This is a genomic window from Sulfurimonas xiamenensis (genome assembly GCF_009258045.1).
In the GTDB taxonomy this organism is placed as follows: domain Bacteria; phylum Campylobacterota; class Campylobacteria; order Campylobacterales; family Sulfurimonadaceae; genus Sulfurimonas; species Sulfurimonas xiamenensis.
This window is the reverse complement of sequence record NZ_CP041166.1, coordinates 1,016,283-1,041,646: the sequence shown is the minus strand read 5'-3', so window position 1 is coordinate 1,041,646 and position 25,364 is coordinate 1,016,283. Positions and strand designations below refer to the sequence as shown.

At 35.2% G+C, this 25,364-nt stretch carries 27 protein-coding genes; 13 read left to right on the top strand and 14 right to left on the bottom strand.

Annotation, left to right across the window (positions count from 1 at the left end; translation table 11 throughout):
• Positions 1-8: 8 nt before the first annotated feature.
• Entirely contained in the window at positions 9-608 is a 600-nt protein-coding gene (locus tag FJR47_RS05310; protein ID WP_152299412.1) for a DUF4405 domain-containing protein, read from the bottom strand.
• Between the two features lie 192 nt (positions 609-800).
• Between FJR47_RS05310 and acsA the strand changes: the two genes are divergently transcribed.
• From acsA to lpdA, 8 genes are read left to right on the top strand one after another with little or no spacing between them, the layout of a single operon-like run.
• Complete coding sequence (gene acsA, locus FJR47_RS05305) at positions 801-2,552, top strand: acetate--CoA ligase (RefSeq protein WP_152299411.1); 1,752 nt, start codon at positions 801-803, stop codon at positions 2,550-2,552.
• Between the two features lie 4 nt (positions 2,553-2,556).
• Positions 2,557-3,531: a pyruvate dehydrogenase (acetyl-transferring) E1 component subunit alpha gene (gene pdhA, locus FJR47_RS05300; protein ID WP_152299410.1), complete on the top strand. Its 975-nt coding sequence runs from the start codon at positions 2,557-2,559 to the stop codon at positions 3,529-3,531.
• Positions 3,528-4,511, top strand: coding sequence for an alpha-ketoacid dehydrogenase subunit beta (locus FJR47_RS05295; protein ID WP_152299409.1), 984 nt, complete (start codon positions 3,528-3,530; stop codon positions 4,509-4,511). The genes pdhA and FJR47_RS05295 overlap by 4 nt, the downstream gene beginning before the upstream one ends.
• Positions 4,508-5,653, top strand: coding sequence for a dihydrolipoamide acetyltransferase family protein (locus FJR47_RS05290; RefSeq protein ID WP_152299408.1), 1,146 nt, complete (start codon positions 4,508-4,510; stop codon positions 5,651-5,653). Before FJR47_RS05295 ends, FJR47_RS05290 begins: the two co-directional genes overlap by 4 nt.
• A complete protein-coding gene (locus FJR47_RS05285) occupies positions 5,650-5,892 on the top strand; it encodes an acyl carrier protein (protein ID WP_152299407.1) in 243 nt (80 codons plus the stop codon). Before FJR47_RS05290 ends, FJR47_RS05285 begins: the two co-directional genes overlap by 4 nt.
• 13 nt (positions 5,893-5,905) lie before the next feature.
• Complete coding sequence (locus FJR47_RS05280) at positions 5,906-6,694, top strand: lipoate--protein ligase family protein (RefSeq protein WP_152299406.1); 789 nt, start codon at positions 5,906-5,908, stop codon at positions 6,692-6,694.
• Complete coding sequence (gene lipA / locus FJR47_RS05275; protein WP_152299405.1) at positions 6,678-7,529, top strand: lipoyl synthase; 852 nt, start codon at positions 6,678-6,680, stop codon at positions 7,527-7,529. Before FJR47_RS05280 ends, lipA begins: the two co-directional genes overlap by 17 nt.
• Entirely contained in the window at positions 7,526-8,875 is a 1,350-nt protein-coding gene (gene lpdA / locus FJR47_RS05270) for a dihydrolipoyl dehydrogenase (RefSeq protein WP_152299404.1), read from the top strand. Before lipA ends, lpdA begins: the two co-directional genes overlap by 4 nt.
• On the opposite strand, the gene FJR47_RS05265 is transcribed toward lpdA, so the two are convergent.
• The 11 genes from FJR47_RS05265 to folD all read right to left on the bottom strand — a co-directional run bounded on the left by FJR47_RS05265 (position 8,823) and on the right by folD (position 20,192).
• The gene (locus FJR47_RS05265) at positions 8,823-10,814 is read right to left on the bottom strand and encodes an EAL domain-containing protein (protein WP_152299403.1); all 1,992 of its coding nucleotides are present in this window, start codon (positions 10,812-10,814) and stop codon (positions 8,823-8,825) included. The two genes, lpdA and FJR47_RS05265, sit on opposite strands and share 53 nt — an antisense overlap.
• Before the next feature lie 83 nt (positions 10,815-10,897).
• Positions 10,898-11,437, bottom strand: coding sequence for a hypothetical protein (locus FJR47_RS05260; RefSeq protein ID WP_152299402.1), 540 nt, complete (start codon positions 11,435-11,437; stop codon positions 10,898-10,900).
• Complete coding sequence (locus FJR47_RS05255) at positions 11,438-13,510, bottom strand: TonB-dependent receptor plug domain-containing protein (RefSeq protein WP_241855378.1); 2,073 nt, start codon at positions 13,508-13,510, stop codon at positions 11,438-11,440.
• Positions 13,497-14,093, bottom strand: coding sequence for a GNAT family N-acyltransferase (locus tag FJR47_RS05250; RefSeq protein ID WP_152299401.1), 597 nt, complete (start codon positions 14,091-14,093; stop codon positions 13,497-13,499). Before FJR47_RS05250 ends, FJR47_RS05255 begins: the two co-directional genes overlap by 14 nt.
• Positions 14,094-14,191: 98 nt before the next feature.
• Positions 14,192-15,607, bottom strand: a complete 1,416-nt coding sequence (locus tag FJR47_RS05245; RefSeq protein WP_152299400.1) for a leucyl aminopeptidase — start codon at positions 15,605-15,607, stop codon at positions 14,192-14,194.
• Between the two features lie 15 nt (positions 15,608-15,622).
• The gene (trpB, locus tag FJR47_RS05240; protein ID WP_152299399.1) at positions 15,623-16,822 is read right to left on the bottom strand and encodes a tryptophan synthase subunit beta; all 1,200 of its coding nucleotides are present in this window, start codon (positions 16,820-16,822) and stop codon (positions 15,623-15,625) included.
• Positions 16,822-17,370, bottom strand: coding sequence for an adenine phosphoribosyltransferase (locus tag FJR47_RS05235; protein WP_152299398.1), 549 nt, complete (start codon positions 17,368-17,370; stop codon positions 16,822-16,824). Before FJR47_RS05235 ends, trpB begins: the two co-directional genes overlap by 1 nt.
• Positions 17,371-17,409: 39 nt before the next feature.
• Complete coding sequence (gene rpiB / locus FJR47_RS05230) at positions 17,410-17,847, bottom strand: ribose 5-phosphate isomerase B (protein ID WP_152299397.1); 438 nt, start codon at positions 17,845-17,847, stop codon at positions 17,410-17,412.
• Positions 17,848-17,860: 13 nt separating this feature from the next.
• A complete protein-coding gene (locus FJR47_RS05225) occupies positions 17,861-18,538 on the bottom strand; it encodes a site-2 protease family protein (protein WP_152299396.1) in 678 nt (225 codons plus the stop codon).
• Complete coding sequence (lepB, locus tag FJR47_RS05220; protein ID WP_152299395.1) at positions 18,525-19,334, bottom strand: signal peptidase I; 810 nt, start codon at positions 19,332-19,334, stop codon at positions 18,525-18,527. The genes FJR47_RS05225 and lepB overlap by 14 nt, the downstream gene beginning before the upstream one ends.
• A complete protein-coding gene (gene folD, locus FJR47_RS05215; protein WP_152299394.1) occupies positions 19,335-20,192 on the bottom strand; it encodes a bifunctional methylenetetrahydrofolate dehydrogenase/methenyltetrahydrofolate cyclohydrolase FolD in 858 nt (285 codons plus the stop codon).
• Between the two features lie 59 nt (positions 20,193-20,251).
• Here folD and FJR47_RS05210 point away from each other — a divergent pair, with 59 nt between their 5' ends.
• The gene (locus FJR47_RS05210; RefSeq protein ID WP_152299393.1) at positions 20,252-20,602 is read left to right on the top strand and encodes a c-type cytochrome; all 351 of its coding nucleotides are present in this window, start codon (positions 20,252-20,254) and stop codon (positions 20,600-20,602) included.
• Positions 20,592-21,530 carry an HpcH/HpaI aldolase/citrate lyase family protein gene (locus FJR47_RS05205; RefSeq protein ID WP_152299392.1) on the top strand — a complete coding sequence of 313 codons (939 nt, stop codon included), beginning with the start codon at positions 20,592-20,594 and terminating at the stop codon, positions 21,528-21,530. The genes FJR47_RS05210 and FJR47_RS05205 overlap by 11 nt, the downstream gene beginning before the upstream one ends.
• 6 nt (positions 21,531-21,536) lie before the next feature.
• On the opposite strand, the gene FJR47_RS05200 is transcribed toward FJR47_RS05205, so the two are convergent.
• Positions 21,537-22,478: an energy transducer TonB family protein gene (locus tag FJR47_RS05200; RefSeq protein WP_152299391.1), complete on the bottom strand. Its 942-nt coding sequence runs from the start codon at positions 22,476-22,478 to the stop codon at positions 21,537-21,539.
• Between the two features lie 96 nt (positions 22,479-22,574).
• Between FJR47_RS05200 and hemL the strand changes: the two genes are divergently transcribed.
• The 3 genes from hemL to FJR47_RS05185 are packed head-to-tail and all read left to right on the top strand — an operon-like array spanning position 22,575 to position 24,673.
• Positions 22,575-23,867: a glutamate-1-semialdehyde 2,1-aminomutase gene (gene hemL, locus FJR47_RS05195; protein ID WP_152299390.1), complete on the top strand. Its 1,293-nt coding sequence runs from the start codon at positions 22,575-22,577 to the stop codon at positions 23,865-23,867.
• Positions 23,860-24,186, top strand: coding sequence for an AtpZ/AtpI family protein (locus tag FJR47_RS05190; RefSeq protein ID WP_152299389.1), 327 nt, complete (start codon positions 23,860-23,862; stop codon positions 24,184-24,186). Before hemL ends, FJR47_RS05190 begins: the two co-directional genes overlap by 8 nt.
• Positions 24,164-24,673: a hypothetical protein gene (locus tag FJR47_RS05185; protein ID WP_241855377.1), complete on the top strand. Its 510-nt coding sequence runs from the start codon at positions 24,164-24,166 to the stop codon at positions 24,671-24,673. Before FJR47_RS05190 ends, FJR47_RS05185 begins: the two co-directional genes overlap by 23 nt.
• On the opposite strand, the gene FJR47_RS05180 is transcribed toward FJR47_RS05185, so the two are convergent.
• Positions 24,670-25,353: a hypothetical protein gene (locus FJR47_RS05180; protein WP_152299388.1), complete on the bottom strand. Its 684-nt coding sequence runs from the start codon at positions 25,351-25,353 to the stop codon at positions 24,670-24,672. The two genes, FJR47_RS05185 and FJR47_RS05180, sit on opposite strands and share 4 nt — an antisense overlap.
• Positions 25,354-25,364: the final 11 nt, after the last annotated feature.

Sequence of the window (25,364 nt, the reverse complement as noted above, 5' to 3'; positions counted from 1 at the left end):
GTGGTTTTTTAAAAATCAGTTTGCATTATTTCATATAATTTTTGCGGACTGACACTATTTGCTTTTGCGATATCCGTAAGCTTTTCATTACTGTTTTCAAACTTGATATTATTTGTTTTAAGTGCATTTAGAGAATTTTTTTCATTTAACTGATTTTTTCTTATAAATGTTTTTAATGAAGAGAGTTCAGCTCTACCGTATGGCGGCTCTCCATAAATATTTTTCCAGTATTCTTTTGCTACTTCTTTTAGTTCTAAAAAATTATCAAATGGAGTTGTAGAGGTAAGCGTTCCTACTAAAAAAACAATAGTCAAAAGAGTTGCAACTACCATCTCTTTTGTAAAAACAATCAACTCCCTTGCGCTATTTTTTAAATAACTTACTATAGGTTTTAAGTTGTAATAAATATGTAAAATTGTCGCTAGAACAAAAAGTATCATAAAAGTTGAGTGAACTTCCCCAGCTTCTGTTTTCGTAAGTCCTAAAAAACTCCAGTCAATCCAGCGAGCAACTCTACCTTCTGGCGCTATAAATAGAATGATACCAGTATAACTCATAATCAACATTGTTAAAAGCATAGTCAAAGATGTGATTTTTTTTAAATTCATAAATACCCCTTATGCTTTTAATAAATAAAGCTGTTAAAATTATAACATCTGTTAGCACTAAAGAGAGATAAAATAAAAAAAAATAAAAATTTAAACTTTTAGAGATATTTTTTGGTACAATTAATCAAGTATCGATTAAAAAAGTGTGAAATTGTTAATAGTATTAGAGAGTTATTTTTCGGAGGCTATAAAATGAAAGAACATAAAATTGAAAAAAATAAAACAGATTTTTTAATTTCACCTAATTTAACAGATTATGAAAAAGAGTATAAATTTTTTGAGTGGGATAGAGTTGCTTTAGAATTTGAAGGATTGCCTTCAGGTGGATTAAATATTGCTCATGAAGCAATTGACCGTCATGCAAATGGTTTGCTGGCTCAAAAAAGTGCATTGATATGGTTGGGAGAAGATGGGCAAAGGCGTAAATTCACTTTTGCACAGATGAAAGAACAAAGCGCAAAGTTTGCCAATGTTTTAAAAAGCTTGGGCATCGCAAAAGGCGATCGTGTTTTTACACTCTCAACTCGTCTTCCAGAGTTATATATCGCTTCTATAGGGATACTTAAAAACCAAAGCGTTATGTGTCCTCTCTTTTCCCAGTTTGGACCAGAACCCATACTTCAAAGACTTCAAAGAGGCGATGCAAAAGCACTGCTTACAACAAAAACACTTTTTAAAAAGAAAGTACTTCCTCTCTTAAAAGAACTTCCTGATCTTAAAACAGTCATATTAATAGATGCAGATATAGATGAGAACGAACAGGTGCGTTCGTGGAATCGTTTGATGGATGAAGCTGATGATATGTTCGAAATCGCACACACTAATCCGGAAGATATGTCGCTTCTGCACTTCACAAGCGGTACTACGGGAATGCCAAAAGGGGTAGTGCATGTACATAAAGCCATATACAATCACTACATAAGCGGTAAATATGTACTTGACCTGCATAAAGACGATATCTATTGGTGTACAGCGGACCCCGGATGGGTTACAGGAACCTCATACGGAATTATTACTCCATGGCTTCATGGTGTGACAAATGTTGTTGATGAAGGGGAATTTGATGCAAAACGATGGTACTCAATTTTGCAAAATGAGAAAGTAAGCGTCTGGTATACTGCTCCAACAGCCATAAGACGCCTAATGCGTCTTGATATGGAGCCATTAAAAGAGTATGACATCTCTGCTTTAAGATTGATTCAAAGTGTCGGCGAGCCTTTAAATCCAGAAGCTGTTATTTGGGGCAAAGAGAAACTTAAACTTCCCATCCATGACAATTGGTGGCAGACAGAGACGGGCGCAATAATGATTGCAAACTATATCTCTGAGCCTATCTATGCAGGCTCTATGGGGCGTCCGCTTCCGGGAATCAAAGCAGCCATAGTGCATGTAGATGATAAAGGGGAAGCTAGTGAAGTTACTGAGCCAAACAAAGAGGGAGAGTTGGCACTAAAACCGGGCTGGCCCTCTATGTTTCGCTCTTATCTGCATAATGAGGAGCGTTATGCGAAATCTTTTGTCGGAGGATGGTACCTCTCTGGGGACTTGGCATATAGGGATGAAAAGGGCTATTTTTGGTTTGTGGGGCGCTCTGATGACATCATAAAAACCTCTGGACACATGGTTGGACCTTTTGAGGTTGAAAGCGCTTTAATGGAGCATCCAAGCGTTGCCGAAGCGGGAGTTATCGGAAAACCTGACCCAATGATAGGGCAGATAGTCAAGGCTTTTGTGTCGCTTAAAGCGGGGTATGAGCCTAGCGAAGAGTTAAAACGAGAACTAATAGGTTTTGGGCGCAAAAAACTTGGAGCGGCAGTAGCGCCAAAAGAGATTGAGTTTCAGCAAAATCTTCCAAAAACAAGAAGCGGAAAAATAATGCGCCGGTTACTAAAAGCTCGTGAAATGGGCTTGCCTGAGGGTGATACATCTACTTTAGAGGATTAGAGTTATGGAAAATAAAATGCAAATTTATAAAAAATACTATACGCAGATGCTTTTAATACGAAGATTTGAAGAGAAGTGTGTAGAGTTGTACAGTAGTGAAAAAATTCGTGGATTTTTACATCTTTATATCGGCGAAGAAGCTGTAGCAGTCGGTGTTATGGATGCGCTTACTCCTGATGATAATATATTTGCTACTTATCGTGAACATGGGCATGCTTTGGTGCGCGGTGTATCACCAAATGCAATTATGGCTGAAATGCTTGGAAAAGTTGAAGGTTGTTCTCGCGGACGCGGCGGTTCTATGCATCTTTTTGACGCTGCAACGCGTTTTTACGGCGGAAGCGCAATTGTAGGCGGCGGACTTCCTCTTGCAGTAGGTATGGCTCTTGCAGATAAGATGAAAAAAGAGGATCGTGTGAGTGTTTGCTTTTTTGGCGATGGTGCCGTAGCTGAGGGGGAATTCCATGAATCTCTTAATTTGGCGGCTTTGTGGAATCTGCCGATACTTTTTGTTTGTGAAAACAATCTCTACGGAATGGGTACAGAGCTTAAAATGAGTGAATCTGAGACGAATCTTGCAAAAAAAGCCTCTTGCTATAAGATTGAGTCGTTGCAAGTCGACGGCATGAATGTACTTGATGTCGCAAAAGCGGCTAAAGATGCAGTTAAAAAAATAAAAAAAGAGGGTGTTCCTGTTTTTCTGGAGTGTCTCACATACCGTTTTCGCGGACACTCTATGTTTGATGCCGAACTCTACCGCGATAAAAAAGAGGTAAATGAGTGGAAGAAAAAAGATCCTATACTCAATTTTCAAAATGAGCTTAAAAAGATGAAAGCTTTGGAGCAGATAGATATAAAAGATATTGAAAAAGAGGTCTCTTCAATCATAAATGAAGCGGTTGAATTTGCCCAAAACGGCACATTAGAGCCTATTGAAGATTTAGAAAAATTTGTTTACTCAATGGAGGCAGAACAATGAGTGAAATGACTACATATCGCGAAGCTTTAAGAGCTGCAATGCATAAAGCAATGAAAAAAGATAAGAGAGTTTTTTTAATGGGAGAAGATGTCGGCAGGTATGGAGGCAGCTTTGCTGTTAGCAAAGGTCTTTTAGAAGAGTTTGGAGCCGAGCGAATTATAGACACGCCTCTTTGTGAATCTGCTTTTACGGGAGCCGGAATCGGTGCTGCACTCGGAGGCATGCGACCTATTGTAGAGATTATGACGGTAAATTTTAGTCTTTTGGCTCTTGATCAGATTATGAATAATGCTGCAACCCTGCTTCATATGTCGGGCGGACAGTTCAATGTTCCTCTTGTTATTCGTATGTCGACAGGTGGTGGAAAACAGCTCGCGGCTCAGCACTCTCATTCACTGGAAGGATGGTACGCGCATATTCCGGGACTTAAAGTTTTAACTCCTGCAACAGTGCAGGACGCGTACGATATGATAGGTTTGGCGCTTGATGATCCTGATCCGGTGTTAATTTTTGAAAATTCTCTTTTGTATAATATGAAGGGGGAATTTGATGCAGAGGTAAAAGCATTAGAGATAGGAAAAGCTTTTACACATCGACAAGGCAAAGATATAAGCATTATTACATACGGTATAAGCCTATTTAAAGCGCTTGAAGCGGCAGAAGTGCTATCAAAAGAAGATATAGATGCAGAGGTTATAGATTTGCGCTCTTTGCGTCCACTTGATGATGAGACGATTATAAATTCAGTTAAAAAAACACATAGAGTTCTCATAGTGGATGAGGGGTGGAAATCGGGCAGTATCTCTGCTGAAATCATGGCGCGAATAAATGAGCAGGCTTTTTATGAGCTGGATGCTCCGATGGCTCGCGTATGTTCAGAGGAGGTTCCATTTCCATATGCAAATCATCTTGAACAAGCTGCAATGCCGCAGAGCGAGAAGATTGTCGCAGCGGCGCGAAAAGTGATGGAGGAGTTATGAGTACATTTGTTATGCCGAGTTTAGGTGCCGACATGGAGTCGGCAGTACTAATGGAGTGGAAGGTTAAAGAGGGCGAGAGTGTCTCCAAAGGAGATATTATTGCAGAAGTAGAAACAAGCAAAGGAGTCATAGAGATTGAAGTTTTTGAAGATGGCGTTATCGAAAAACTTCTTGTCAAAGAGGAGACGGATTGTGCCGTCGGAACGCCTTTAGCTGTTATTCGAAGTAAAGAGCAAGAGGTTGAAGAAAAAGAGTCTCAGGAGTTCAAAATCGACGAATCTCCTCAGAAAGTTTTAGAACCAGAAGAGAAAAAAACAGATGAAAAAGTATTCAAGCAGAGGATAAAAATCTCTCCCGCTGCGCGTAAAAAAGCCAAAGAGCTTGGAGTTGAACTCTCTGAAGTGCAGGGTGATAAAAAAGAGATTCATTTAAGAGATATAGAGTCCGAAACAGTGCCTAAAAAAAGTGAACATCCTGCTAGCGGGATGAGGCAAGCTATTGCAAAAGCCATGAGCCTCTCAAATGCTCAGATACCACACTACTATCTTAGCAGCTCTATCAATATGTCGCCTGCTTTAAAGTGGCTTGAAGAAGTTAACAGAAACAGAGCAATTCAAGAGCGCATTCTTCCTGCGGCTCTTTTAATTCAAGCCGTTGTTTATGCGTTAAAAGAGGTGCCTCAGCTTAACGGTTTTTGGAGGAATGACGCTTTGGAGATTAGCAAAGAGATAAATCCCGGCATTGCAATAGCGCTTCGCAAAGAGGGATTGATAACCCCTGCAATTTTAAATGCGCACGAGCTCAATCTTGATGGCACGATGAAATCATTAAGCAATCTAATTGAGCGTACACGCTCTGGCAAACTAAGAAACAGTGAAATTACGGAGCAGACTATTACAATAACAAATCTCGGTGATTTGGGAGCAGAGAGTGTTTTTGGAGTTATTTATCCTCCGCAGGTTGCACTTGTGGGATTTGGACGCATTATGAATGCTCCATGGGCAGAGGGTGATACGCTTAGTGTCCGCAAGGTATTGCAAGCAACGATTGCGGGAGACCATCGCGCTACCGATGGGCGTATCGGAGGAAAATTTCTTGATAAACTAAATCAGATTTTACAAATACCACAGGAGTTACTATGAACATGGATGAGATAAAAAAAATTATAATCGAGCAGATTTTAGAGATTGCTCCCGAAATTTCAGAAGATGATATCGATGAGAATAAAAATATTCAGCGCTCATTAGAGATTGATTCATTTGATTTTTTAAAGATACTTACTGCTCTTAATGAGAAGCTGGGAATTGAAGTACCTGAAGCTGACTATTCAAAAGTGGATACATTAAATAATATGGCAGAGCATTTTCTCAAACAGCTCTAAAGATTAACAAGTAATGCTAAAAAATAGACGCTGGAGATTTATTGATACCGGAGTAGGGAGTGCAGAGTGGAATATGGCAGTGGATGAAGTATTGCTGAAAAATCACAAAGAGAGTGATTTCCCGACTCTTCGTTTTTATGGATGGAATAAAGCTTTAAGTGCAGGACGGTTTTCTAAAATTGAGCAAAGTGTTGATTTAGAGAAACTAGAAAAAAATAAAATTGCCTGTGTTCGCCGTTTAAGCGGCGGCGGTATTTTGGTTCATGATAACGATCTCTCCTATTCGCTTATATTTGCGCATAATTTTTTAAAGGATAAAAGTGTGAAAGAGAATTATTTTTATCTTTGTTCTTTTTTGATTAATTTATATAAAAAATTTGGGTTAAATGCAGAGTTTGCATGCAAAATTGGGTTGCAAAGTGGGCACTCAAATATTTGTTTGGCTGGTCGTGAACCTTATGATATTATAATAGATGGTAAAAAAATGGGAGGTAATGCTCAGCGCTATACTCGCAGCACTATGTTTCAGCATGGAAGTATACCGATAAGTCTGAATGAAACACTATTTGAATCCCTGTTTTTGCAAGAATCTGGACTAAAAGATGCGGCAACACTCCAAAAGCTTGGAGTTTTTGCAGCATATAAAATGCTCTCAAAGACAGCAGTTGAAACATTTTGTGAAACATATGAGGCAGAGATTGAGATAGATACTCTTAGTGCGAGTGAAAAGCAGAGTGTTAAAGAACTTATGCAAAATAAATACACACAAAAAAGGTGGAATATTTATGCCAAGAGCTCCTAAGCCCGAGTGGCTTCGTAAAAAGATTACTCCAAGCGCCCATAAAGAGATGATAACTTTGCTTGGTGAAGGAGATATTCATACAATTTGCCAAGAAGCAATGTGTCCTAATATCAGTGAGTGTTTTGGGCAGAGAGTAGCAACATTTATGATACTTGGAGTACACTGCACTCGTGCATGCAGCTTTTGTGCCGTCAGTAGAGCAAAACCAATGCCTCCCAATCCTCTTGAACCTGAAAATATAGCTCAGGCTGTATCAAAACTTGGACTAAAACATGTAGTTATCACTGCTCCAACGAGAGATGATCTTAGTGACGGAGGTGCTGAACATTTTTGTCAAACAGTATGCTCTATTAAAGCTTTGGATAGTTCGATTGTTGTTGAACTTTTAATCTCAGATCTGCAAGAAAATGACTCTGCATTGAAGCAAATAGCAATGAGCGGAGCTGAAATTATTGGGCATAATTTAGAGACCGTTCCCCGCCTATACCATGTAAGAAAAGGAGCCGATTATAATCGCTCATTAAGAGTGCTGCAAAAGCTTCTTGCATCAAATCCTACATGTGCTACAAAAAGTGCAATTATGCTAGGTCTGGGAGAGAAGAAAGAAGAAGTACTTCAAGCTATGAAGGATTTGCTCGGTGTAGGATGCCGTTATCTAAGTATTGGGCAGTATCTCTCGCCCTCACTTAAACATACAAGTGTAGTGGAGTATGTAGAGCCCAAAAGGTTTGAATTTTTTGCTAAAAAAGGGTTTGAGATGGGGTTTAAGCATATAAAAAGTTCGCCATATACACGCAGCAGCTATATGGCGCATGAATATCTGGAGAGAAGATGAAAGAGATAGATACCGTAATTATTGGAGCAGGTCCTGCGGGGTATGAAGCCGCACTTTATTTGGCAAAGAGCGGGGTTAATACGCTTTTAATAGAGCAGAGCAAAGAAAAAATAGGCGGAGTATGTCTAAATGAGGGGTGTATCCCGACAAAAAACTATCTGCAGAGTTCCTCATTTACATCCAAAATCCCATATTTTAAAAGTTGTGGTTTGGCTTTAGAAGAGAAAGGTTTGGATTTAAAACAGCTTGTCCAAAAAACTATAGCTCTTAAAGATGAACTTCGCAGCGGTGTGTTGTGGATGCTTGACCAAGCCAAAGTCGAGATACTCTACGGTACAGCACTCTTTAAAGATAGCAATCATATTGAACTCTCAGGAGAAACAGTAGCGTTTAAAAAGTGCATAATAGCTACAGGCTCGCAAGTTCTGCAGGTTCCAAAACTTCCGTTTGATGGCAAGTGTATTATCTCAAGCAGCGATGTTTTTAATCTCCAGACTATGCCTTCATCGATAATAATTGTCGGAGGAGGGGCAATAGGGTGCGAATTTGCAACATTTTTTAGTGCTTTTGGCGTAGATGTGACGATGGTAGTTCGCGGATCACGGCTTTTAGCGCGTGAGGACGAGGAGATCTCAAAAGCTCTTTTGCGCGCTTTTAAAAAACGCTCCATTAAGGTTTTGACCTCTGCTGAAATTTCAAATGTTGAAGTAGATGAAAGCGGAGCAAAGCTTCTTGTCGCAACACCTGAGGGTGAAAAGACGCTTAATTCTGAACTTGTGCTCTGTGCCATCGGACGGATACCCTGCAGCAAAGAACTGCAGCTTGAGAAGGCTGGGGTCAAGTGTGATAAGAGAGGTTTTGTGGAGGTAAATGAAGCTTTGCAAACAACACAAAAACATATCTATGCAGCAGGTGACTGTATCAACACACCGGGTTTTGCTCACACTGCTTATACTGAGGGGAGAATCGCCGCGCAAAACAGTGTAAAGGGCGACTCTTTGACTAATAGTCATGTTACTCCGTTTACCATCTTTTGTGATCCGCAAATCGCCTCATGCGGTTTAAATGAGCAAGAAGCAAAAGAGCAAGGAATTGAAGTAGAGGTTAAAAAAGCCTACTTTAAAGCCAATGCAAAAGCAAAAATATCAGGAGACGACTCCGGATTTGTAAAAATTATTAGCTCTTCACAAAACGGTGAGATACTCGGGGCTTCCATCATCGGTGCAGAAGCGACAGAGATTATTCATGAGTTTATTATAGCGATAGAAAAAAAGATTCCACACAATGAGTTTGTTAAAATGATTTTTGCCCATCCGACTCTATCAGAGATAGTGCGTTATCTTTGATAGAAGAGATAGTTGGTTGTGGTTTGGCTATAAAAAACCCTTGAATACGATCTATATTAAGCTCTTTGGCTTTTTCAAAAACTTCTCTGCTGTGGACATATTCTGCTATGGTAACAATGTTTAATCTTTTTGCAAACTCTACGATTATTCCAACAATCATTTGGGCATTGATATCTTTATCAAGATTTTTTATCAGCGTGCCGTCAATCTTGATATAATCGATATTTAGTTTGAGGAGATATTCAAAATTTGAGTATCCGCTTCCAAAATCATCTATAGCTATTTTGCAGCCAAGTTTTTTCATATCATTTATAAAGATAGATATCTCTTCATAATTTTCTATGCCTTCTGACTCTAAAATTTCAAAAATAATTTTATCTGCAACTTTGTATTGTTTTATCTTTTGTTTTATATAAGTAACGATCTCTTTGTTGAGTATATCTTCTACAGATAAATTAATTGAAAAATTCGAATCGATATGTTCAAAATATTGACAGCTTTTTTCAATCATAATTTTAGTTAGTGTTTTATAAAGTCTGCTTTTTTTAGCAATTGTTAAAAATATATCTGGGGTAATAGGTGTATTGTCACTATTAATTAAACGAATTAAACACTCATAGCTGGAGATTTTGTTTGTAGTATTGTCAAAAATAGGTTGAAAGTATGGAACTATTTTATCTTGTTCAAGTGCTTTATTAAGTTTTTTCACCCATTCCATATTATTTTTATACTGTTTTTCTATATTTAATTTTTTGTCATATAGTAAAAAAGATTTTTGTTGTTTTCTTGCGGATTTTAGAGCTATATCAGCTTTTTCGAGTGCTCTGTCTATCTCATAGGTTGCACCTATGGTTACTCTAATATTAATCTCATTTTCTTGATATAAAAAAATCATTTTTTCTATAGCAAAAATTAATTTTTCAATAGTTTGTATAAAATTTTTTAATTGAGGCTTTTGTGTAAACAGAAGAGCAAATTCATCACTGGATAGATATTTTAATTGAACAGTTTCATTTTCTTTAAATATATTTTTAAGTCTATTTGAGAGTTTTTTTAATATGCCATCACCTGCCGCATGCCCATAAAAATCATTTATCTCTTTAAAATCATCTATATTTAAAACAATCAGTGCACCATCTTTTATACTAGCTAGACAATTAACAAGACTAAATCTATTTGGTAATCCTGTCAAAGTATCTGTATAGAGCTGTTTACGAAGCTCTTTTGTTTTTTCTTCTACTTGTTCTTCAAGATAATTGTTAATGTTTTCTTGCTTTTTTGAATATTCGCAAATTTTTTCTTGCATCTCATTGAGAGCGTTTGAGATTAATCCAATTTCATTTTTTTGCGATGCATAAGGGAATTTAATATTTTTATTTGGAGAATAATTTTTTAATGATCTAGAAATTTTTCGAAGCGGAGAGAGAAGACGCTTTATATATATACCAAATAAGATAAAGAGCAAAGTTAAAACTAAAAGCAGTTTAAGTAAAATATCTGTAAATTCACCTACTAACTCTTTATACTCTTTATTGGAATAGGTAAGTGTAAGACGACCTACTTCTTTATAAGAGTTAGGCTGCAAAATACTCTTTGTAACTATAAATGAGTCATCTAAATTATTTTGATATGCATTAGACTTCATTTCACTGATTATTTCATTGTTTGCTAGAATTTTTATGGCTAATATATTTGGATTTTCTAAAAGTTGGCGTGTGATTTGTTCGACATTCTCTTTCATATCAAGATAGATATTCATCCCAATAAGCGGCTCTATAGTTTTTGCAATTATTTCCGCTTTTTCTCCCTCGATTTGATAAAAAGCTTCTTTATTTATCTTTTCAAAAACTGTAAAAAAACCTAAAAGGATAAACAATGATGCAAGGGCGATTGAAAAAACTATTTTGCTTGAGAGAGATTTTAAATTCTCTTTTTCCACTTTACCACCTTGCCATTAAATTATATAACTCTCTTTGATTAAAAAAATTGTAACATTATTATTATAAAAGTTTTATTTTATTTTTATTGTTTATCAATAAATTTGACGATTTGGTAAAGTGGATCGACAAAGTTTATATCTTTAGTGTAGAGGTTCTCTTTGTTAAGATAAATTACAGTTGATTTTTCTAACATTAAAGAGAAGAGCAAACCCTCTTTTAAATTATCAATATCGTAACTAAATGTTATAACTCCTTTTGTTTTTGCAATGTCAACAATTTTTCTAATATTTTTATCTGAATTTAAAACATAAATTGCAGATGCCTCGGTCTGAGTTGATATATCTGAAAATTGTACTAAATTTATGCTGTAGGGGTATTTACCGAAATAACCGTTGTAGTTTTTATCTATAAAGTTGCTTATTTCTAAAGCTGTAAGATAATCAATTTTTTCATAAACAATAGTATAAACTATCTCTTTATTGATAAGTTTGTTATTTAACTTTTTATCAAGAAGTAAAATTTTAGGAAAAATAGAAGCTTGCGCTTTTAGCAAAATATCGTTATAACTAAAACCATAAGCTATATTTATAAAAATAAGAGAGAGTAAAACTATTTTTTTCATTTAAAACTTTTTCGTAAATGCTATAAGAAAATTTCTACGCTCTTGTTCATAATCATCTATATATGTGTTAGGCGCAGATGGAAAAACAACCTTTGTATCACATAGATTTTTAACACTGGCTGTTAACATATAATCATATTTTTGATTTCTATAACTTAGTGATGCGTCTATTGTTGAATAAGCTTCAAGTTTTTCACGCGTATCTATAAATATTCTCTCTTTTGAACCGACATATTTAAGAGTAGTACTAAGTGATAATGCGCTATTTAGATTATAGATATAGTACCCTTTAGCCAAATGCTGGGAGACATTTGGCAGAGATTCACTTCTGTCTTTGTTATTTATATATGATTTTCCATCTACATAAGAGTAGTTTAGGTATAGTTGATCAACAGGAAGTATGCTTCCTTTGTACTCAAGCTCAAAACCGTAAATATCTGTATCCATTGCATTTTCATACTCAGGATTTGTGGAAGAGTTATATATTTGATCTTTGTTAAGCAGATAAAAAAGATTGGCTTGAAAATGGGAGTCGCTTGAGAATTTTTTTATATATGCAACTTCAAAAGCATCCACTATTTCAGGCTCCAAATCTGTGTTTCCAACTCTTGCTAAATTATTCATTGTAAACATCTCCTGCCATGAAGCATTTCTATGCGAACGGCTATACATGGCTTTGAAAATATTTTCTCTGTCTTTTTGATAAACCATTGAGATTCTGGGTTCAAATCCTGCATCTTTATATGATGTCTCTTCATAATTAAAACCGTAAATAAAGCTAAAAGCATTGTTAAACAGGAATTCATCTTGAAGCGAGAAGGTAAAAATATTTCGCTTGGCATCTGCATCAAAAAATGCAAATGTTTCACTATAATCAACCAATTCTACATCACCGCTCTCTCTGTTTGAAAGTTTTGATCTCATATCTATGGTTTCTTCTTTTTTAAAACGGTAACCTGCAGTAATAGTATGTTTTTTAATTCCGCTATATTTAAGATAAGAGGATTGATAGAGTGTTCTTTGTGCAGCAAAGTGCTCTCCATATACACCTTCATTAAAGACAATACCGTCTGTTTCAAAACCATCAGGCAGTAATTTAGAATATGAATCGAATGCGTCATATTTTATTCCTGCTTTTATATCGGCTTTATAATCTCCCATCTCTTTTTTATAACCTAGTTCAAGATAGTGATTTGGCGCTTTTATTCTATCGCTTTCCTGCGGCAATGCAAGATTTATACCATATGCACTTCCTTGTTTGTGCTGAAGTGCTCTTGCTTTGATTGAAAAATCTTTGTATTGAAGATTGATGCCAAGCGAGTAAGACTCTAGCCATAAAGGTGCATCTCCTGATTGAGAGAGAGCTATATTTTCTGTCCCCAATACACCTTGTGAGAGACCGTCAGGACCTGCAGGCAGCTTTTTGTTATCTTCTTGGTAGAAAAAATTTATAAAAACTTTTAAATCATCTTTTTTATAGGTTTTCATAAATCCGCCCATATAGTAATCATACGAGCCATGCTTAAATACTAGCTTATCATTAGACTCAAATCCTTTAAAATCTTCTGCATAGGTTATAACATTGATAGATCCTGCATAAGCATTAACACCATCTGTTTTACTTCCCGGACCTCTCACTACTTCGATTCTTTTAATCATCTCTATAGGAAAAAAGAGGTATTCGGAATAACCGTCTGAAAAAACATTATTGACAGATACACCGTCTATAAAAAGTTTTGACTGCCCATAGGCACTGGAGTTTGAACCTCTGAAAATAGGAGTTTGATTGTTTAAATTATCAGTGGTCATATCAACCCCAGGGACTAATTCCAGTGCCTCTTTAAGATTTGAGACACCAAGTTTTTCAAGCTCTTCTCCATGAAATACAGAGATAATATAGGGCTGATAGTGCTCATTTTGTTTTGTAATCGTTGCAACTTCATCAAAATGTTTCATATCATTAGATATCGAGTCTACTATATCAGTTGTTTTTGCTTTTAAATTAGCAAAACCTAATAATAGTAATACAACAGAACTAAATTTGAGTGAGTTTAACAAACTATTTTTTTTCATATTCTTCTTTCCAGAATTGAGCAATATCCGGATTATCTTCACCAAACTCTTTTGTATATATAATGGACGGATATCGAAAACCAACATCTTTATACATTTGTTCTTCACCTATAGTATGATAGTTCATTTTGTACATCTTCAGCAGTCTTAAAAAGCTTGCTTCCTGTGAGCCGTATGTATACTCTAAGCCCAACTCTTTCATTTTATTGTATATGATTTGTTTAAGCCCCTGCATAATACTTTTTGTAGTTTTTATATTTCTGTATTTAGCATCTACAAAGATTCTTGACATCTCCCCGAGTTTATCTCTTTCAAACATGCTGCTGTCAAATGTCATATTATTTTCTGTGGGATAACCAATAGGAGAGTTGTGTATAATTCTTACCGTTGCACCAACTTCATCATTTTCATCTAGTACCGCAAAATGTACTGAATATTTATCATACTCATCATACTCTTTGGTATCTGAAAAGTTGCACTTTTTTAAATATTGCGGATATATTTCTAAAAGTATTTTATAGCGAAATGCAAATACCTTTTCTAATATATCACTCTCTTTAACCTCTAAAAATGTAAATTTCAAGCAACTCCTTTAAAGTTCTATTTATAATAGTATTATGACATCACTTTTCTCTAAATGCAGTGCATTAAATATAAAAAAAAATATTTAATGCAATTTTGTTACTTTATATCTTTTAAATATTCACACATTAAACGAACTCCGGCACCTGTTGCTCCATAAACATTACAGTCCCATGGAGCTTCAGTATAAGCCGAACCTGCTATATCAAAGTGCATCCATCTGTTTTTGTTTTCATCACGGATAAATTTATCTAAAAAGAGTCCTGCTGTTATTGCGCCGCCGTATGGTTTTGAAGCTGTATTGCTGATGTCGGCAATTTCACTTTTTAGAAGTTTTTTAAGATGATTATTAAATGGCAGAGAACTAATCAACTCTCCTGAATCAGCTCCAGCTCTTGAAATATCATGTTTTAGTTTATGTGAATGTCCCATTAATCCGGTTGTGTACTGCCCAAGAGCAATCATACATGCACCTGTAAGTGTTGCAAAATCAAAAATATAGTCTGCATTTACTGTATCTTGCGCATAGTCTAAAACATCCGCTAAAACCAAACGCCCCTCGGCATCGGTATTTCTTACCTCGATGGTAGTTTTGCTTCTTGATACTAAAACATCATCGGGTTTATAAGCATTCCCGCCTACCATGTTTTCAACCGCACCGATAAATGCATGAACCTCAATATCAAGCCCTAGTTCGCTTACAGCTTTTATAATGCCAAGTACTGCACATGCACCAGCTTTGTCCATCTTCATGGTAACCATTGAAGTGGCAGGTTTTAGGCTTAATCCGCCACTGTCATAAGTTAAACCTTTGCCTACAAGAGAGATGATTTTTTTTGGATTTTTTGGCTTATATGCCAGATGAATAAGAGCACTTTCATGAACAGAAGCACGGCCTACTGCAAGCATTGCACCCATACTCTCTTTTGCTAAATCATCTTCTTTAAGTATATTGCACTCCAAAGAGTTCTCTTTTGCAAGTTTTTTAGCTAATTTACTTAGGGTTTGCGGATTTATCTCTTGTGGAGCTCTATTTACTATATCGCGGGTAAAACATGTAGCATTTGCAACAGTGAGTGCTTCATTAAAGATAGTTTCTAAATTACCAAAATCAATATCTGTAGATGCTAAAAAAAGATCCTCTAAAACTACTTTTTTTGGTTCAGATTTATACTCATTAAACTCATATCCGCCTAAAACTATACCTTCAACTAAAGCCTTTATAGCGGATTTGTTTACAACACTTATTTTTGCAGATTTATAGTTTGAAGATTTAAGCACTTTGATCATAGCGGCACATGCGCTTCTTAAATCATCACTTTTTTTGTTATCAACTCCACAAAATAGAATAGCTTTTTCATATAAAAAACATGTAGAATCTTGCTCAGCCTTAAAGCCGGCACTATTTAGTATCTTTGCATCTTTATGATCTTTAAGTTCACTGTTTGTTAGAAATTCTATTAAAACTTCTGAATCAATATCAGATATCTCTTTATTTACTAATTGAATATTCATAATTTTTCCTCTATTTTAATTGTCAAAATTTAACAACTCTTTTGCTTGAATCATATCTTTGTCACCGCGACCTGATAAATTTACAATAATTAATTTATCTTTTATATTTGGCATTTTTTTCAAATAAGCTATAGCATGTGCACTTTCAAATGCCGGTATAATTCCCTCTTTGCGAGATAACCATACGAATGCATCGAGTGCTTCTTTATCTGTAGCATAATCATATGTAACTGTTTTATTGTCATGATGAAAAGAGTGTTCGGGTCCTATCCCAGGATAGTCAAGCCCAGCCGATATTGAGTGAGCTTCTAAAATTTGTCCATCATGATTTTGAAGCAGATAACTCATTTGACCATGCAGTATACCTGGGCGTCCTTTGTTAAGAGAACAGCCGTGTTGACCGGTTTCTATACCGTGTCCGCCGGCTTCTATACCAATACACTCAACTTCTTTATCTTCTAAAAAGTGTTGAAATGTACCAATAGCGTTGCTTCCGCCTCCGATACATGCAATCACATGATCCGGCAAGCGATTCTCTTTTTCTAAAATTTGCGCTCTTGCTTCATAACCGATAATAGCCTGAAAATCTCTTACCATCATAGGGTAGGGATGCGGTCCGGCAACGGTTCCTATAATGTAAAAAGTATCTCTTGTATTTGTTACCCAGTGACGGATTGCATCATTCATGGCATCTTTTAGTGTTCTGCTTCCACTCTCAACACTGTTTACTTTTGCACCAAGAAGTTTCATGCGAAAAACATTAAGTTCTTGACGGGCTACATCTTTTGCACCCATAAATATTTCACACTCTAAATCTAAAAGCGCACAAATAGTTGCTGTTGCAACTCCATGCTGGCCGGCACCCGTTTCTGCTATTATTTTTTTATAGCCAAGTCTCTTAGCCATAAGCCCCTGAGCTATAACATTGTTTACTTTATGTGCGCCGGTATGATTTAAATCTTCTCTTTTTAGATAGATTTTTGCACCAAGTTCATCTGAAATGTTTTTTGCATAGTAAAGAGGAGAAGGGCGGCCGACATAATCTGAAAGATAGTAATTTACCTCTTTCCAGAAATCTTCATCAAAGCGGATATTATTATACTCCTCTTCGAGTTTTAAAAGCGCAGGCATCAATGTCTCAGGAACATATCTGCCGCCAAACATACCAAAGTGTCCATTTTTTGGATCAAATTTTGAAGGAGAAGGAATATACATTATTTTACCTCTATTAAAGAATATACATTAGTTATTTCTTTTAAATTTTTTTGTCCGTCTAAAAAATCAAGAGCTATAAGAAAACAAGCTTCTACACAGGATGCACCTGCTTGATTTATCAATTTTGCTGCAGCATTTGCTGTACCGCCGGTAGCGATTAAATCATCAATAAGAAGTACTTTTGCATTTGAAATTTCACTAAATGCATCAATATGAATCTCTACTTCATCTACACCGTACTCCAGTGAATATTTTTCACTGATTGTGGTATATGGCAGTTTGCCTTTTTTACGGATAGGCACAAAACCGACTCCAAGCATTTGAGCAAGTGATGCAGCAAAAATAAATCCTCTCGCATCTATGCCTGCTATATAATCTAAATTATATTCCTTATACCTTTGATAGAGATGATTCATAAGCACGCCGTAAGCTTTTGCATTGTTTAAAAGAGTTGTAATATCTTTAAATACAATTCCGGGCTTTGGAAAATCTTTTACATCTCTTATGGAGTTTTCTATGATTTCTCTCTCTGTAGCGCTAAGTGTCATATTTTTTTCCTTATATTAATACGCTTTTTTATAAAAGTATTAAGATTTAATTGCTTCGATTTTTGCTACTCTTTGTATATGACGACCACCTTCAAAACTACCTGCAATCCAAGCGTCAAGTATAGACTCGCATACACCTTTTCCTATGATTCTCTCTCCAAAGCATAATACATTTGCATCATTATGTCCTCGGGCAACAGTTGCAGTATATGCATCATGGCAAAGTGCAGCACGAATTCCGCTATGTCTATTTGCTGTCATACTCATTCCTATTCCGGAGCCGCAAATAAGAATGCCTTGTGCCTCTTTGTCTGCTAAAACTGCTTCTGAAACTTTTACGGCATAATCAGGATAATCAACTCTATCTTTTGAAAATGGTCCTAAATCTATAACTTCGTGACCTTTTGTTTTTAATAGTTCAACGGTATAATCTTTAAGATCCAAGCCTGCATGATCTGTAGCAATATAAAATTTCATTTTTTTCCTTATTTTATGATAATAACAGACTTAAAATAGTCTGTACAGGGAGTAATAATAGATAATTCTTTAATGGTGTCATAAGAATTATCAAAACTATAATTATTCCATATCTTTCATTTTTATAAAAGAACTCAGCTATGGAATTTATTTTATACTTTAATGAGAGGTGCATTAAAAAGTGCGCACCGTCAAATTGAGGAATCGGGAGTAGGTTGAAAACGCCCAAAACAACATTTATAATAAGCAGTTGAAATACAAAAAGATAAGCCAAAACATAAAATAAACTGTCAGAAGTATTTGGCTGACTCATCATAACAATAACAATAGAAGCCAATACCGCTAAGGTAAAGTTATAAACTATTCCCGCTAAATCAACCTGCATTGCGCCATTATAACCGGCTCTTCTGATTACAGTTGCCATATTGATTGGCACAGGTTTAGCCCATCCAAATAAAAATCCGCTCTCTCCACCTAAAAGTATCGGCAAAAAATACATTGTTGCAGGAACTATAATTGTTCCAACAAGATCTATATGCGAAATAGGGTTTATTGAGAGTCTTCCTGCATTTTTGGCAGTAGTGTCACCATACATGTACGCTACCCATCCGTGCATTATTTCATGCCCGACAATAGCTACAATCAAGGAGAGTACAGCAGCTAAAATTTTAAGTAAATCAATAGATTCCATAATCATCTTTGTCTTTTTTTATTCTCTCTGCTATAGCTTTGTTTAAGTGAGCAGGAGTCTCTAGATCCGTAGGCGTTTTTCCGATTCTGTCCCATCTGATTTCCCAGTTTTCATCTATACTAAAGTATACAAACCAAGGCGTTCCTTCTATATTTTCATAAGGAACGGCTCCCCAAAAACGGCTGTCATTTGAGTGGTCACGGTTGTCACCCATCATAAAGTAGTGGTCTTCATCAATTTTGATTGGAGCAAAATTAAATATAGGCATTGGATATTGACCGTTATTTGTAATTTTTTTATCATGATGAATTCCGGGGTGCTCTTTCATGTATGGATTTTTAACCCAAAGTTTTCCCGCAAAAATAATAATATCCTCTTCTTTAAAATTATTTTCAATCCACTTGTCACCTTCATGATGATGAATATATAAATCTTTGTCTAAAATAAAAAGTTCATCATTAGGGAGCGCAACACACCTTTTTACAAAGTGCTGTTTTGTATTGTGCGGCGGTCTGAAAATTACAATATCTCCCCTTTTTGGAGTATCTCCATCCATTAAACGCAGACGATCACTCCATGGCATAATAGAGGTTTCCAAAAATGGAATATGAGGCATAGGAATACCGTATGCAAATTTTTTAGCAAAAAGATGATCTCCGATAAGCAGAGAATCTTTCATGGAACCGCTTGGAATTTTAAAAGCTTGAGCAATAAAAAATATAACAAAAAGAACTATTATTATAGTTCCAGTCCATGAATTAGAAAATTTGTAGGTTTTGTGTAAAAAATTTTTCATTTACTCTCTTTCATTTGCATGCATTTTTGCAGCTTTTAGAGTATTGCTTAGAAGCATAGCAATTGTCATTGGACCGACTCCGCCTGGAACCGGAGTTATATAGGAGCATTTTTTTGCAACATTTTCAAAGTCAACATCACCTACTAATTTTCCGTTATCGGCACGGTTGATTCCTATATCAATAATAATAGCGTCATCTTTTACCATATCTTCTTTTATAAGATTTATTACACCAACCCCAACTAAAAGAATATCAGCATTAAGAGTATGCTTTTTTAAATCATCCGTAAAGATATGGCAAATCTCAACCGTTGCATTTGCATTTAAGAGTAGAGATGCCATCGGTTTTCCAACTATATTTGATGCTCCTACTACTACGCAGTTTTTTCCTTGAATGTCTATACTGTATTCTGATAAAAGTTCCATTACGCCAAGAGGAGTACAAGGGACAAAACCATCAAGTCCTATCATTAATCTGCCGACATTGTATGGATGAAAACCATCCACATCTTTGCTCGGATTTACCAATTCAAGTATTTTTGTCGTATCTATTTGTGCAGGGAGAGGCAGCTGAATTAAAATTCCGTCAATATTTGGATTGTCATTCATCATAATGATTGTTTTTTCAATTGCCTCTTGAGAGATGTCTTCTGGCATCTCATGTGTAACAGAGTAAAAACCAACTCTGTCACATGCTTTTTTCTTCATGTTTACATACGCTGCGCTTGCCGGATCCTGTCCTACCAAAATAACTGCTAAACCTGGAACTGAAGCTGTTTTGCTTTTAAACTCTTTTACTTCATTAACTATTTTTGTTTCTATCTTTGCTGAGAGTGCTTTACCATCAAGAAGTTGCATTTAAACCTCATAATATTATTTTTTTGTTATTATACCTTTATATGTTAAAAGGTCGCTTTATGAGAAATGCTTTGTTTTTATTATTGCCATTTTCTTTATTGGCTGAGAGTAGTTTTATTACACCTTTGGAGTATGCTTCTTCTCTTTATAAAAACCCAAGAGGCATAGGGTGCCATAAATGTCATGGAGAATTTGGTGAGGGCAGGATTGTAGCTACATATGAACATAAAAATGAAAAAAAAAGTTTTGTCGGTCCGGTAATAAACAGTATGGATTTTAATGATTTTTTTAAATCACTAAATGTGAGAAAAAATGGTATGCCAAGATATTTTTTAACTCAAAAAGAGATTAAGGCACTCTATTTTTATCTGCAAGAAAAAAAGAAAGAGAATATATCAAATGTTAAATAATTTAAAAGAGATACAAGCTGCTTATGATAGTAGAGATTTAGTGGCACTTGATGCGTTGGCAACCCCAACATATAGAATGATAAACAGAAGAAAAGATTTTCGTTCGGCTTTAATGCTTTCATGCAATAATATAGATCACCTGACAAAAATAGAATCGGTTGAGGCTGATTGTATAATTTTAAATCTTGAAGATGGTGTAAGCAAAGAGGATAAACCTTTTGGTCTTGTTTTGTGCGCTATATTTTTATCTTATTATAAAAAATGTGATAAAAAATTGGTGGTTCGTGTAAATGCTCTTAACGAGGGAGGATTTGAAGAGATAGCATACTTAAATCAATTTATGCCTGATGCAATTAGAGTTCCAAAAATAAAAGATCCAAAAGAGGTAGAATCAGTTTATGCACTCTTGGATGAAAAAACAGAACTGCATCTCTCAATAGAAACAAAAGAGGCTTGGAATAATTTAGCACTTTTAAAAGTGGATAAAAGAGTTACAACATTTTATCTTGGCATACTGGATCTTTTTGCAGATATGAATCTTCCACAAAGTTTGATAAATATAGATAATCCAACTATGACATATATTTTGTCACATTTTTTGATTACATGTAAAACAATTGATGTAAAAGCAGTTTCTTTTGTATATCAGGAATTTAAAAAATTAGATGAATTTGAACAATGGATATCTTTAGAAAAAATCATGGGTTATGATTCAAAAGGGTGTATTTCTCCTGAGCAGGCCAAGCTTGTTAATAAAAAATTTGCAGATGAAGAGCGAGAAATTATGAGAGCCAAAACTATAATTAAACTCTTTGAACTTAAAAGAGAAGAGGGGATGACTGGTTTTGAAGATGATGAGTACGGATATATAGATGAACCTATATATAAGGGAGCATTGGCACTGCTAAACAAAAATAAGCAGGAATAAATTGAGTTAGTATCCGGCCAAATTATAAAAAACATTGTATCGAACTAATATTTTTTCATTTGGCCGTGGATATCTGCTGTAAGCGTATTCAATCGTCTCTTTTGTAGTATCGTCTAAAACATAATACCCGCTTTTTTTGAGAAATTTAAAATCTGTCATATCTCCATTTGGATGAAGATAAAACTCTACGATGTTTGTACTGTTTACATTTATATCTCTTGAAAGGTTTACTCTGGCTACCCTATTTAAAACCTCTTGCGTTATTCTTCTCATTATCTCTTGATTGTCAATAAGATATTTTTGCTGTCCCGGGGTCAGCTTGCCAAACTCATCTCCGTAAAGCTCTTTTAAATTTGAATTTCCAATACTGCTTCCGTTCTCTTTTTTACTCTCTTTTGTCTTTTTTTCCTCTTTTGATCTATCCTCATATAACCAGTCGTAAGACTCTTTTTTACTCTCTTTTTCCTTTTTCGGAGGTGTTGGCAGAGATGTTAAAGGTATATATGGCTTAGTCGGCGGAAGAGGTTCTATTTTTGGCTGTTTGATTTCAACCTTGCTCTCTTTTTTTATCTTTTGTTCAACTTTTTTTTGTTCAACAATAGATTTTGCTTTTTCCATAGGTAATTTTTTGCTCTTTGTTGGTTGAACTTTTTTTGGCTTAAACTCTATAGGCGGTTTTTGTTGCAGAGAATTTTCTATTTTTTTAAGTTGACTCCCTTTTGGCATAGGGGGAGCTATCTCTTTTGGTTTTTTAGTATCCTCTTTTTTAATATCTCCGCTATCCTTATGCTTTTTTGGCATCTCTTTTAATGAAATTTTTATTTTATTCTCTTTTTTATTCTCTTTTTTTTCAATTTCCGGTGTTATAGTGCCAAGAAACCAAAATATAAGCAGCAGCAAAATATGAATTAAAAGAGCTACAAAGAGGGCAAAATATGAACGATTCAAGTAATTCCTTAAAAAAATTTCAATTATTATAACCAACATAGATTAATAGTTATTAGCTATAATTACAAAAATCAAACACAACAACAAGGTGAAAAATTGAGTATAGATAATTCATTAAAAGCTTTCAAACAGGCACAAAATTTAATTCCAGGTGGAGTAAATTCTCCGGTTAGAGCATTTAGCAGTGTTGGAGGAACTCCTCTGTTTATTGCAGAAGGAGATGGAGCATATTTAATTGATATAGATGGAAATAGATATATAGATTTTGTACAAAGTTGGGGACCTTTGCTATTTGGACATAGAGATGAAGCGATAGAGAGTGCTGTTATAGAAGCAGTAAAACATGGACTTAGTTTTGGTGCGCCGACACAAGCCGAGAGTGATTTGGCTGAGCTTGTTGTATCAATGTTTGATTCTATTGACAAGATTAGATTTGTTAGCAGCGGAACAGAAGCTGTTATGAGTGCAATACGCCTTGCTCGTGGATACACCGGACGAGATGATATTGTAAAATTTACTGGATGTTATCATGGACACAGCGACTCTCTTTTAGTTCAGGCAGGAAGTGGCGCTGCTACATTTGGAAATCCTAGTTCACCAGGTGTTCCGGCTGATTTTACAAAACATACTCTTTTAGCTGAATATAACAATATAGAAAGTGTAAAAAAATGTTTTAAAGACTCAAGTGAGATTGCATGTGTAATTATAGAGCCAATCGCGGGAAATATGGGATTAGTTCCTGCAGATAAAGAGTTCTTACATGAGCTAAGAGAGCTTTGTGATGCCAATGGAACTTTGCTTATATTTGATGAAGTTATGAGCGGTTTCCGCGCTAGTGTAAATGGAGCAGAGTCTATTACGGGAGTAAAGCCGGATATTGTTACGCTTGGGAAAGTTATCGGCGGCGGTATGCCAGTGGGTGCTTTTGGTGCAAGAGCCGAGATAATGGCAAAACTCTCACCTGAGGGTCCGGTTTATCAAGCAGGAACATTAAGCGGAAATCCTGTTGCAATGGCTGCAGGACTTGCTGCCATCTCTAAACTAAAGGCAAATGCGCAAGTGATCTCAGTTCTTAATCAAAGGGCAAAAAGATTGGTTGAGGGAATGAAAAAAGAGGCAGAATCTTTTGGTATACCTATGCAGATAGATACAAGAGGGAGCATGTTTGGTTTCTTTTTTAATGAAAAACCTGTTAAAAACTTTGCCGATGCATCTAACTCTGACGCAGAACTTTTTGCTAAGTTTCACTCTAAAATGCTTCAAGAAGGATTTTATTTTGCATGTTCACTCTATGAAACCGGTTTTATTTCAACTGCAGTTACAGATGAGATGATAGAAGATACGATAAAAGCGAGTGCTAAAGTTTTTAAAGAGATAACAAATGGTTGAAAATGAAAAAAAGGAAGAAAAAACTCCTAAAATAAAACCGATTATAGAGGCAGCTGACAATCTGTCATTGGGCATTTCCATAGCAGTTGCAGTTGTTATGGGTGTTGGTATAGGCATCTTGCTTAAAAACTTAACAGGTGCCGGTTGGACTTTATGGATAGGAGTTTTTATAGGTATTGCAGCGGCTATATTAAATGTTTATAAAGCATATTCAAAGCAGTATAAAGAGTATGAAGAGTTAGCAAAAGAGCCTCGTTATGCTATAAAAAAACAGCTTCAAGATGATGAAGATGAGGATGAGAGTGAAAAAAACTATTAAACTTATAGTTTTTGTCGAATCAATAATTTTGTTGACAAATATTATCTCTTTTGAATTCTTTATAAATTTGCAAATAGCATTTTTAAGCAGTTTTTTTATCATTTTAGGTTCAATATATGCCTATAAGAGAACAGTAAAAAGTGAAGTTGATTCTCAAAATATTAATGAAAAAAGAGATCTTTTAGATACCATAGAAGACCCTTATGAACTTTACAATGATATGGATATAAACGAGGCGCCAATAGATGAGCTTGATTTGAAGGCTATCGTTAAAGAAGAGAAAAAAAAGATAAAAATATTAAATGTCAAAGATATTAAAAAAAGCGGCAGAGCAAGTATTTCACTCTTTAGGCTTATTCCATATCTGTTTTTGATTTTAGGTTTTATAGCACTTAAAAACAATCAGGTACTTGATATATCTACTTATCTCCCATCTCTGCTTGTAGGAATCATAGTAGGTTATATTGTTTCAAAAGATCTATTTTAAGAGGTAATCATAGGGATGTTTATGGTTATCTTTTTTTGAATATCAATATAAAAATTTGTATTTGCAGTAAAAACTTTTAACTCATTTATTTTTTCTTTGTTACTGTTTTGTGAACTTATTTCAATGGAAAAAATACTATATTTTTTTTCATCAAATTTAATATGTTCACCGACTCTGTAAAATATTTTTGTTGAAATTTTTGCATTCTCCGCATAACAAGAGTATATTTTATTTAGCAGTTTTATAAAATTATTTGAATCTATAATGATTTCGGGAATTGTAGGATCAAAATCTTTTTCAAAAATAATTTTTGAATTAATAGAATATGTCGCTATGCATAGATCAACTAATGTATAGATATTTGTCGGTTCACCTATAAGTTTTTGATTGTTTAGTTTAAAAGAGGGTGACTGATATAATTTTATACCTATTGCATCATCATTTTCATACCCCACAGTTAAAGCAAAAAACCTATATCTTCCAAACTCTAGCTCAATAAAAGTTGTTTTAAAACCAAATGACACATTTGCATATGTTGTCGCAAGATTAAAAAGCTCTTCAGTGGTTGCTGCACCAAGTAAAAATTGTGCCTGTGAGTTTAATGATATAACTTTTCCGTTTGAACTAAAGAGCACAAAAGGGTTGTAGTCATATTCAATCCATTGTTGCTCAAATGTCATATTTTTGTTCG

Excerpts from the sequence above, each read along its gene's own strand:
- FJR47_RS05310 (WP_152299412.1), bottom strand. The coding sequence starts at position 608 with ATGAATTTAAAAAAAATCACATCTTTGACTATGCTTTTAACAATGTTG.
- FJR47_RS05280 (WP_152299406.1), top strand. The coding sequence starts at position 5,906 with ATGCTAAAAAATAGACGCTGGAGATTTATTGATACCGGAGTAGGGAGT.
- FJR47_RS05290 (WP_152299408.1), top strand. The coding sequence starts at position 4,508 with ATGAGTACATTTGTTATGCCGAGTTTAGGTGCCGACATGGAGTCGGCA.
- FJR47_RS05180 (WP_152299388.1), bottom strand. The coding sequence starts at position 25,353 with ATGACATTTGAGCAACAATGGATTGAATATGACTACAACCCTTTTGTG.
- FJR47_RS05210 (WP_152299393.1), top strand. The coding sequence starts at position 20,252 with ATGAGAAATGCTTTGTTTTTATTATTGCCATTTTCTTTATTGGCTGAG.
- FJR47_RS05260 (WP_152299402.1), bottom strand. The coding sequence starts at position 11,437 with ATGAAAAAAATAGTTTTACTCTCTCTTATTTTTATAAATATAGCTTAT.
- folD (WP_152299394.1), bottom strand. The coding sequence starts at position 20,192 with ATGCAACTTCTTGATGGTAAAGCACTCTCAGCAAAGATAGAAACAAAA.
- trpB (WP_152299399.1), bottom strand. The coding sequence starts at position 16,822 with ATGTATATTCCTTCTCCTTCAAAATTTGATCCAAAAAATGGACACTTT.
- FJR47_RS05245 (WP_152299400.1), bottom strand. The coding sequence starts at position 15,607 with ATGAATATTCAATTAGTAAATAAAGAGATATCTGATATTGATTCAGAA.
- FJR47_RS05285 (WP_152299407.1), top strand. The coding sequence starts at position 5,650 with ATGAACATGGATGAGATAAAAAAAATTATAATCGAGCAGATTTTAGAG.
- FJR47_RS05235 (WP_152299398.1), bottom strand. The coding sequence starts at position 17,370 with ATGACACTTAGCGCTACAGAGAGAGAAATCATAGAAAACTCCATAAGA.
- lipA (WP_152299405.1), top strand. The coding sequence starts at position 6,678 with ATGCCAAGAGCTCCTAAGCCCGAGTGGCTTCGTAAAAAGATTACTCCA.
- FJR47_RS05185 (WP_241855377.1), top strand. The coding sequence starts at position 24,164 with ATGAGAGTGAAAAAAACTATTAAACTTATAGTTTTTGTCGAATCAATA.
- pdhA (WP_152299410.1), top strand. The coding sequence starts at position 2,557 with ATGGAAAATAAAATGCAAATTTATAAAAAATACTATACGCAGATGCTT.
- FJR47_RS05190 (WP_152299389.1), top strand. The coding sequence starts at position 23,860 with ATGGTTGAAAATGAAAAAAAGGAAGAAAAAACTCCTAAAATAAAACCG.
- acsA (WP_152299411.1), top strand. The coding sequence starts at position 801 with ATGAAAGAACATAAAATTGAAAAAAATAAAACAGATTTTTTAATTTCA.
- FJR47_RS05225 (WP_152299396.1), bottom strand. The coding sequence starts at position 18,538 with ATGGAATCTATTGATTTACTTAAAATTTTAGCTGCTGTACTCTCCTTG.
- FJR47_RS05255 (WP_241855378.1), bottom strand. The coding sequence starts at position 13,510 with ATGAAAAAAAATAGTTTGTTAAACTCACTCAAATTTAGTTCTGTTGTA.
- rpiB (WP_152299397.1), bottom strand. The coding sequence starts at position 17,847 with ATGAAATTTTATATTGCTACAGATCATGCAGGCTTGGATCTTAAAGAT.
- FJR47_RS05295 (WP_152299409.1), top strand. The coding sequence starts at position 3,528 with ATGAGTGAAATGACTACATATCGCGAAGCTTTAAGAGCTGCAATGCAT.
- FJR47_RS05205 (WP_152299392.1), top strand. The coding sequence starts at position 20,592 with ATGTTAAATAATTTAAAAGAGATACAAGCTGCTTATGATAGTAGAGAT.
- lepB (WP_152299395.1), bottom strand. The coding sequence starts at position 19,334 with ATGAAAAATTTTTTACACAAAACCTACAAATTTTCTAATTCATGGACT.
- lpdA (WP_152299404.1), top strand. The coding sequence starts at position 7,526 with ATGAAAGAGATAGATACCGTAATTATTGGAGCAGGTCCTGCGGGGTAT.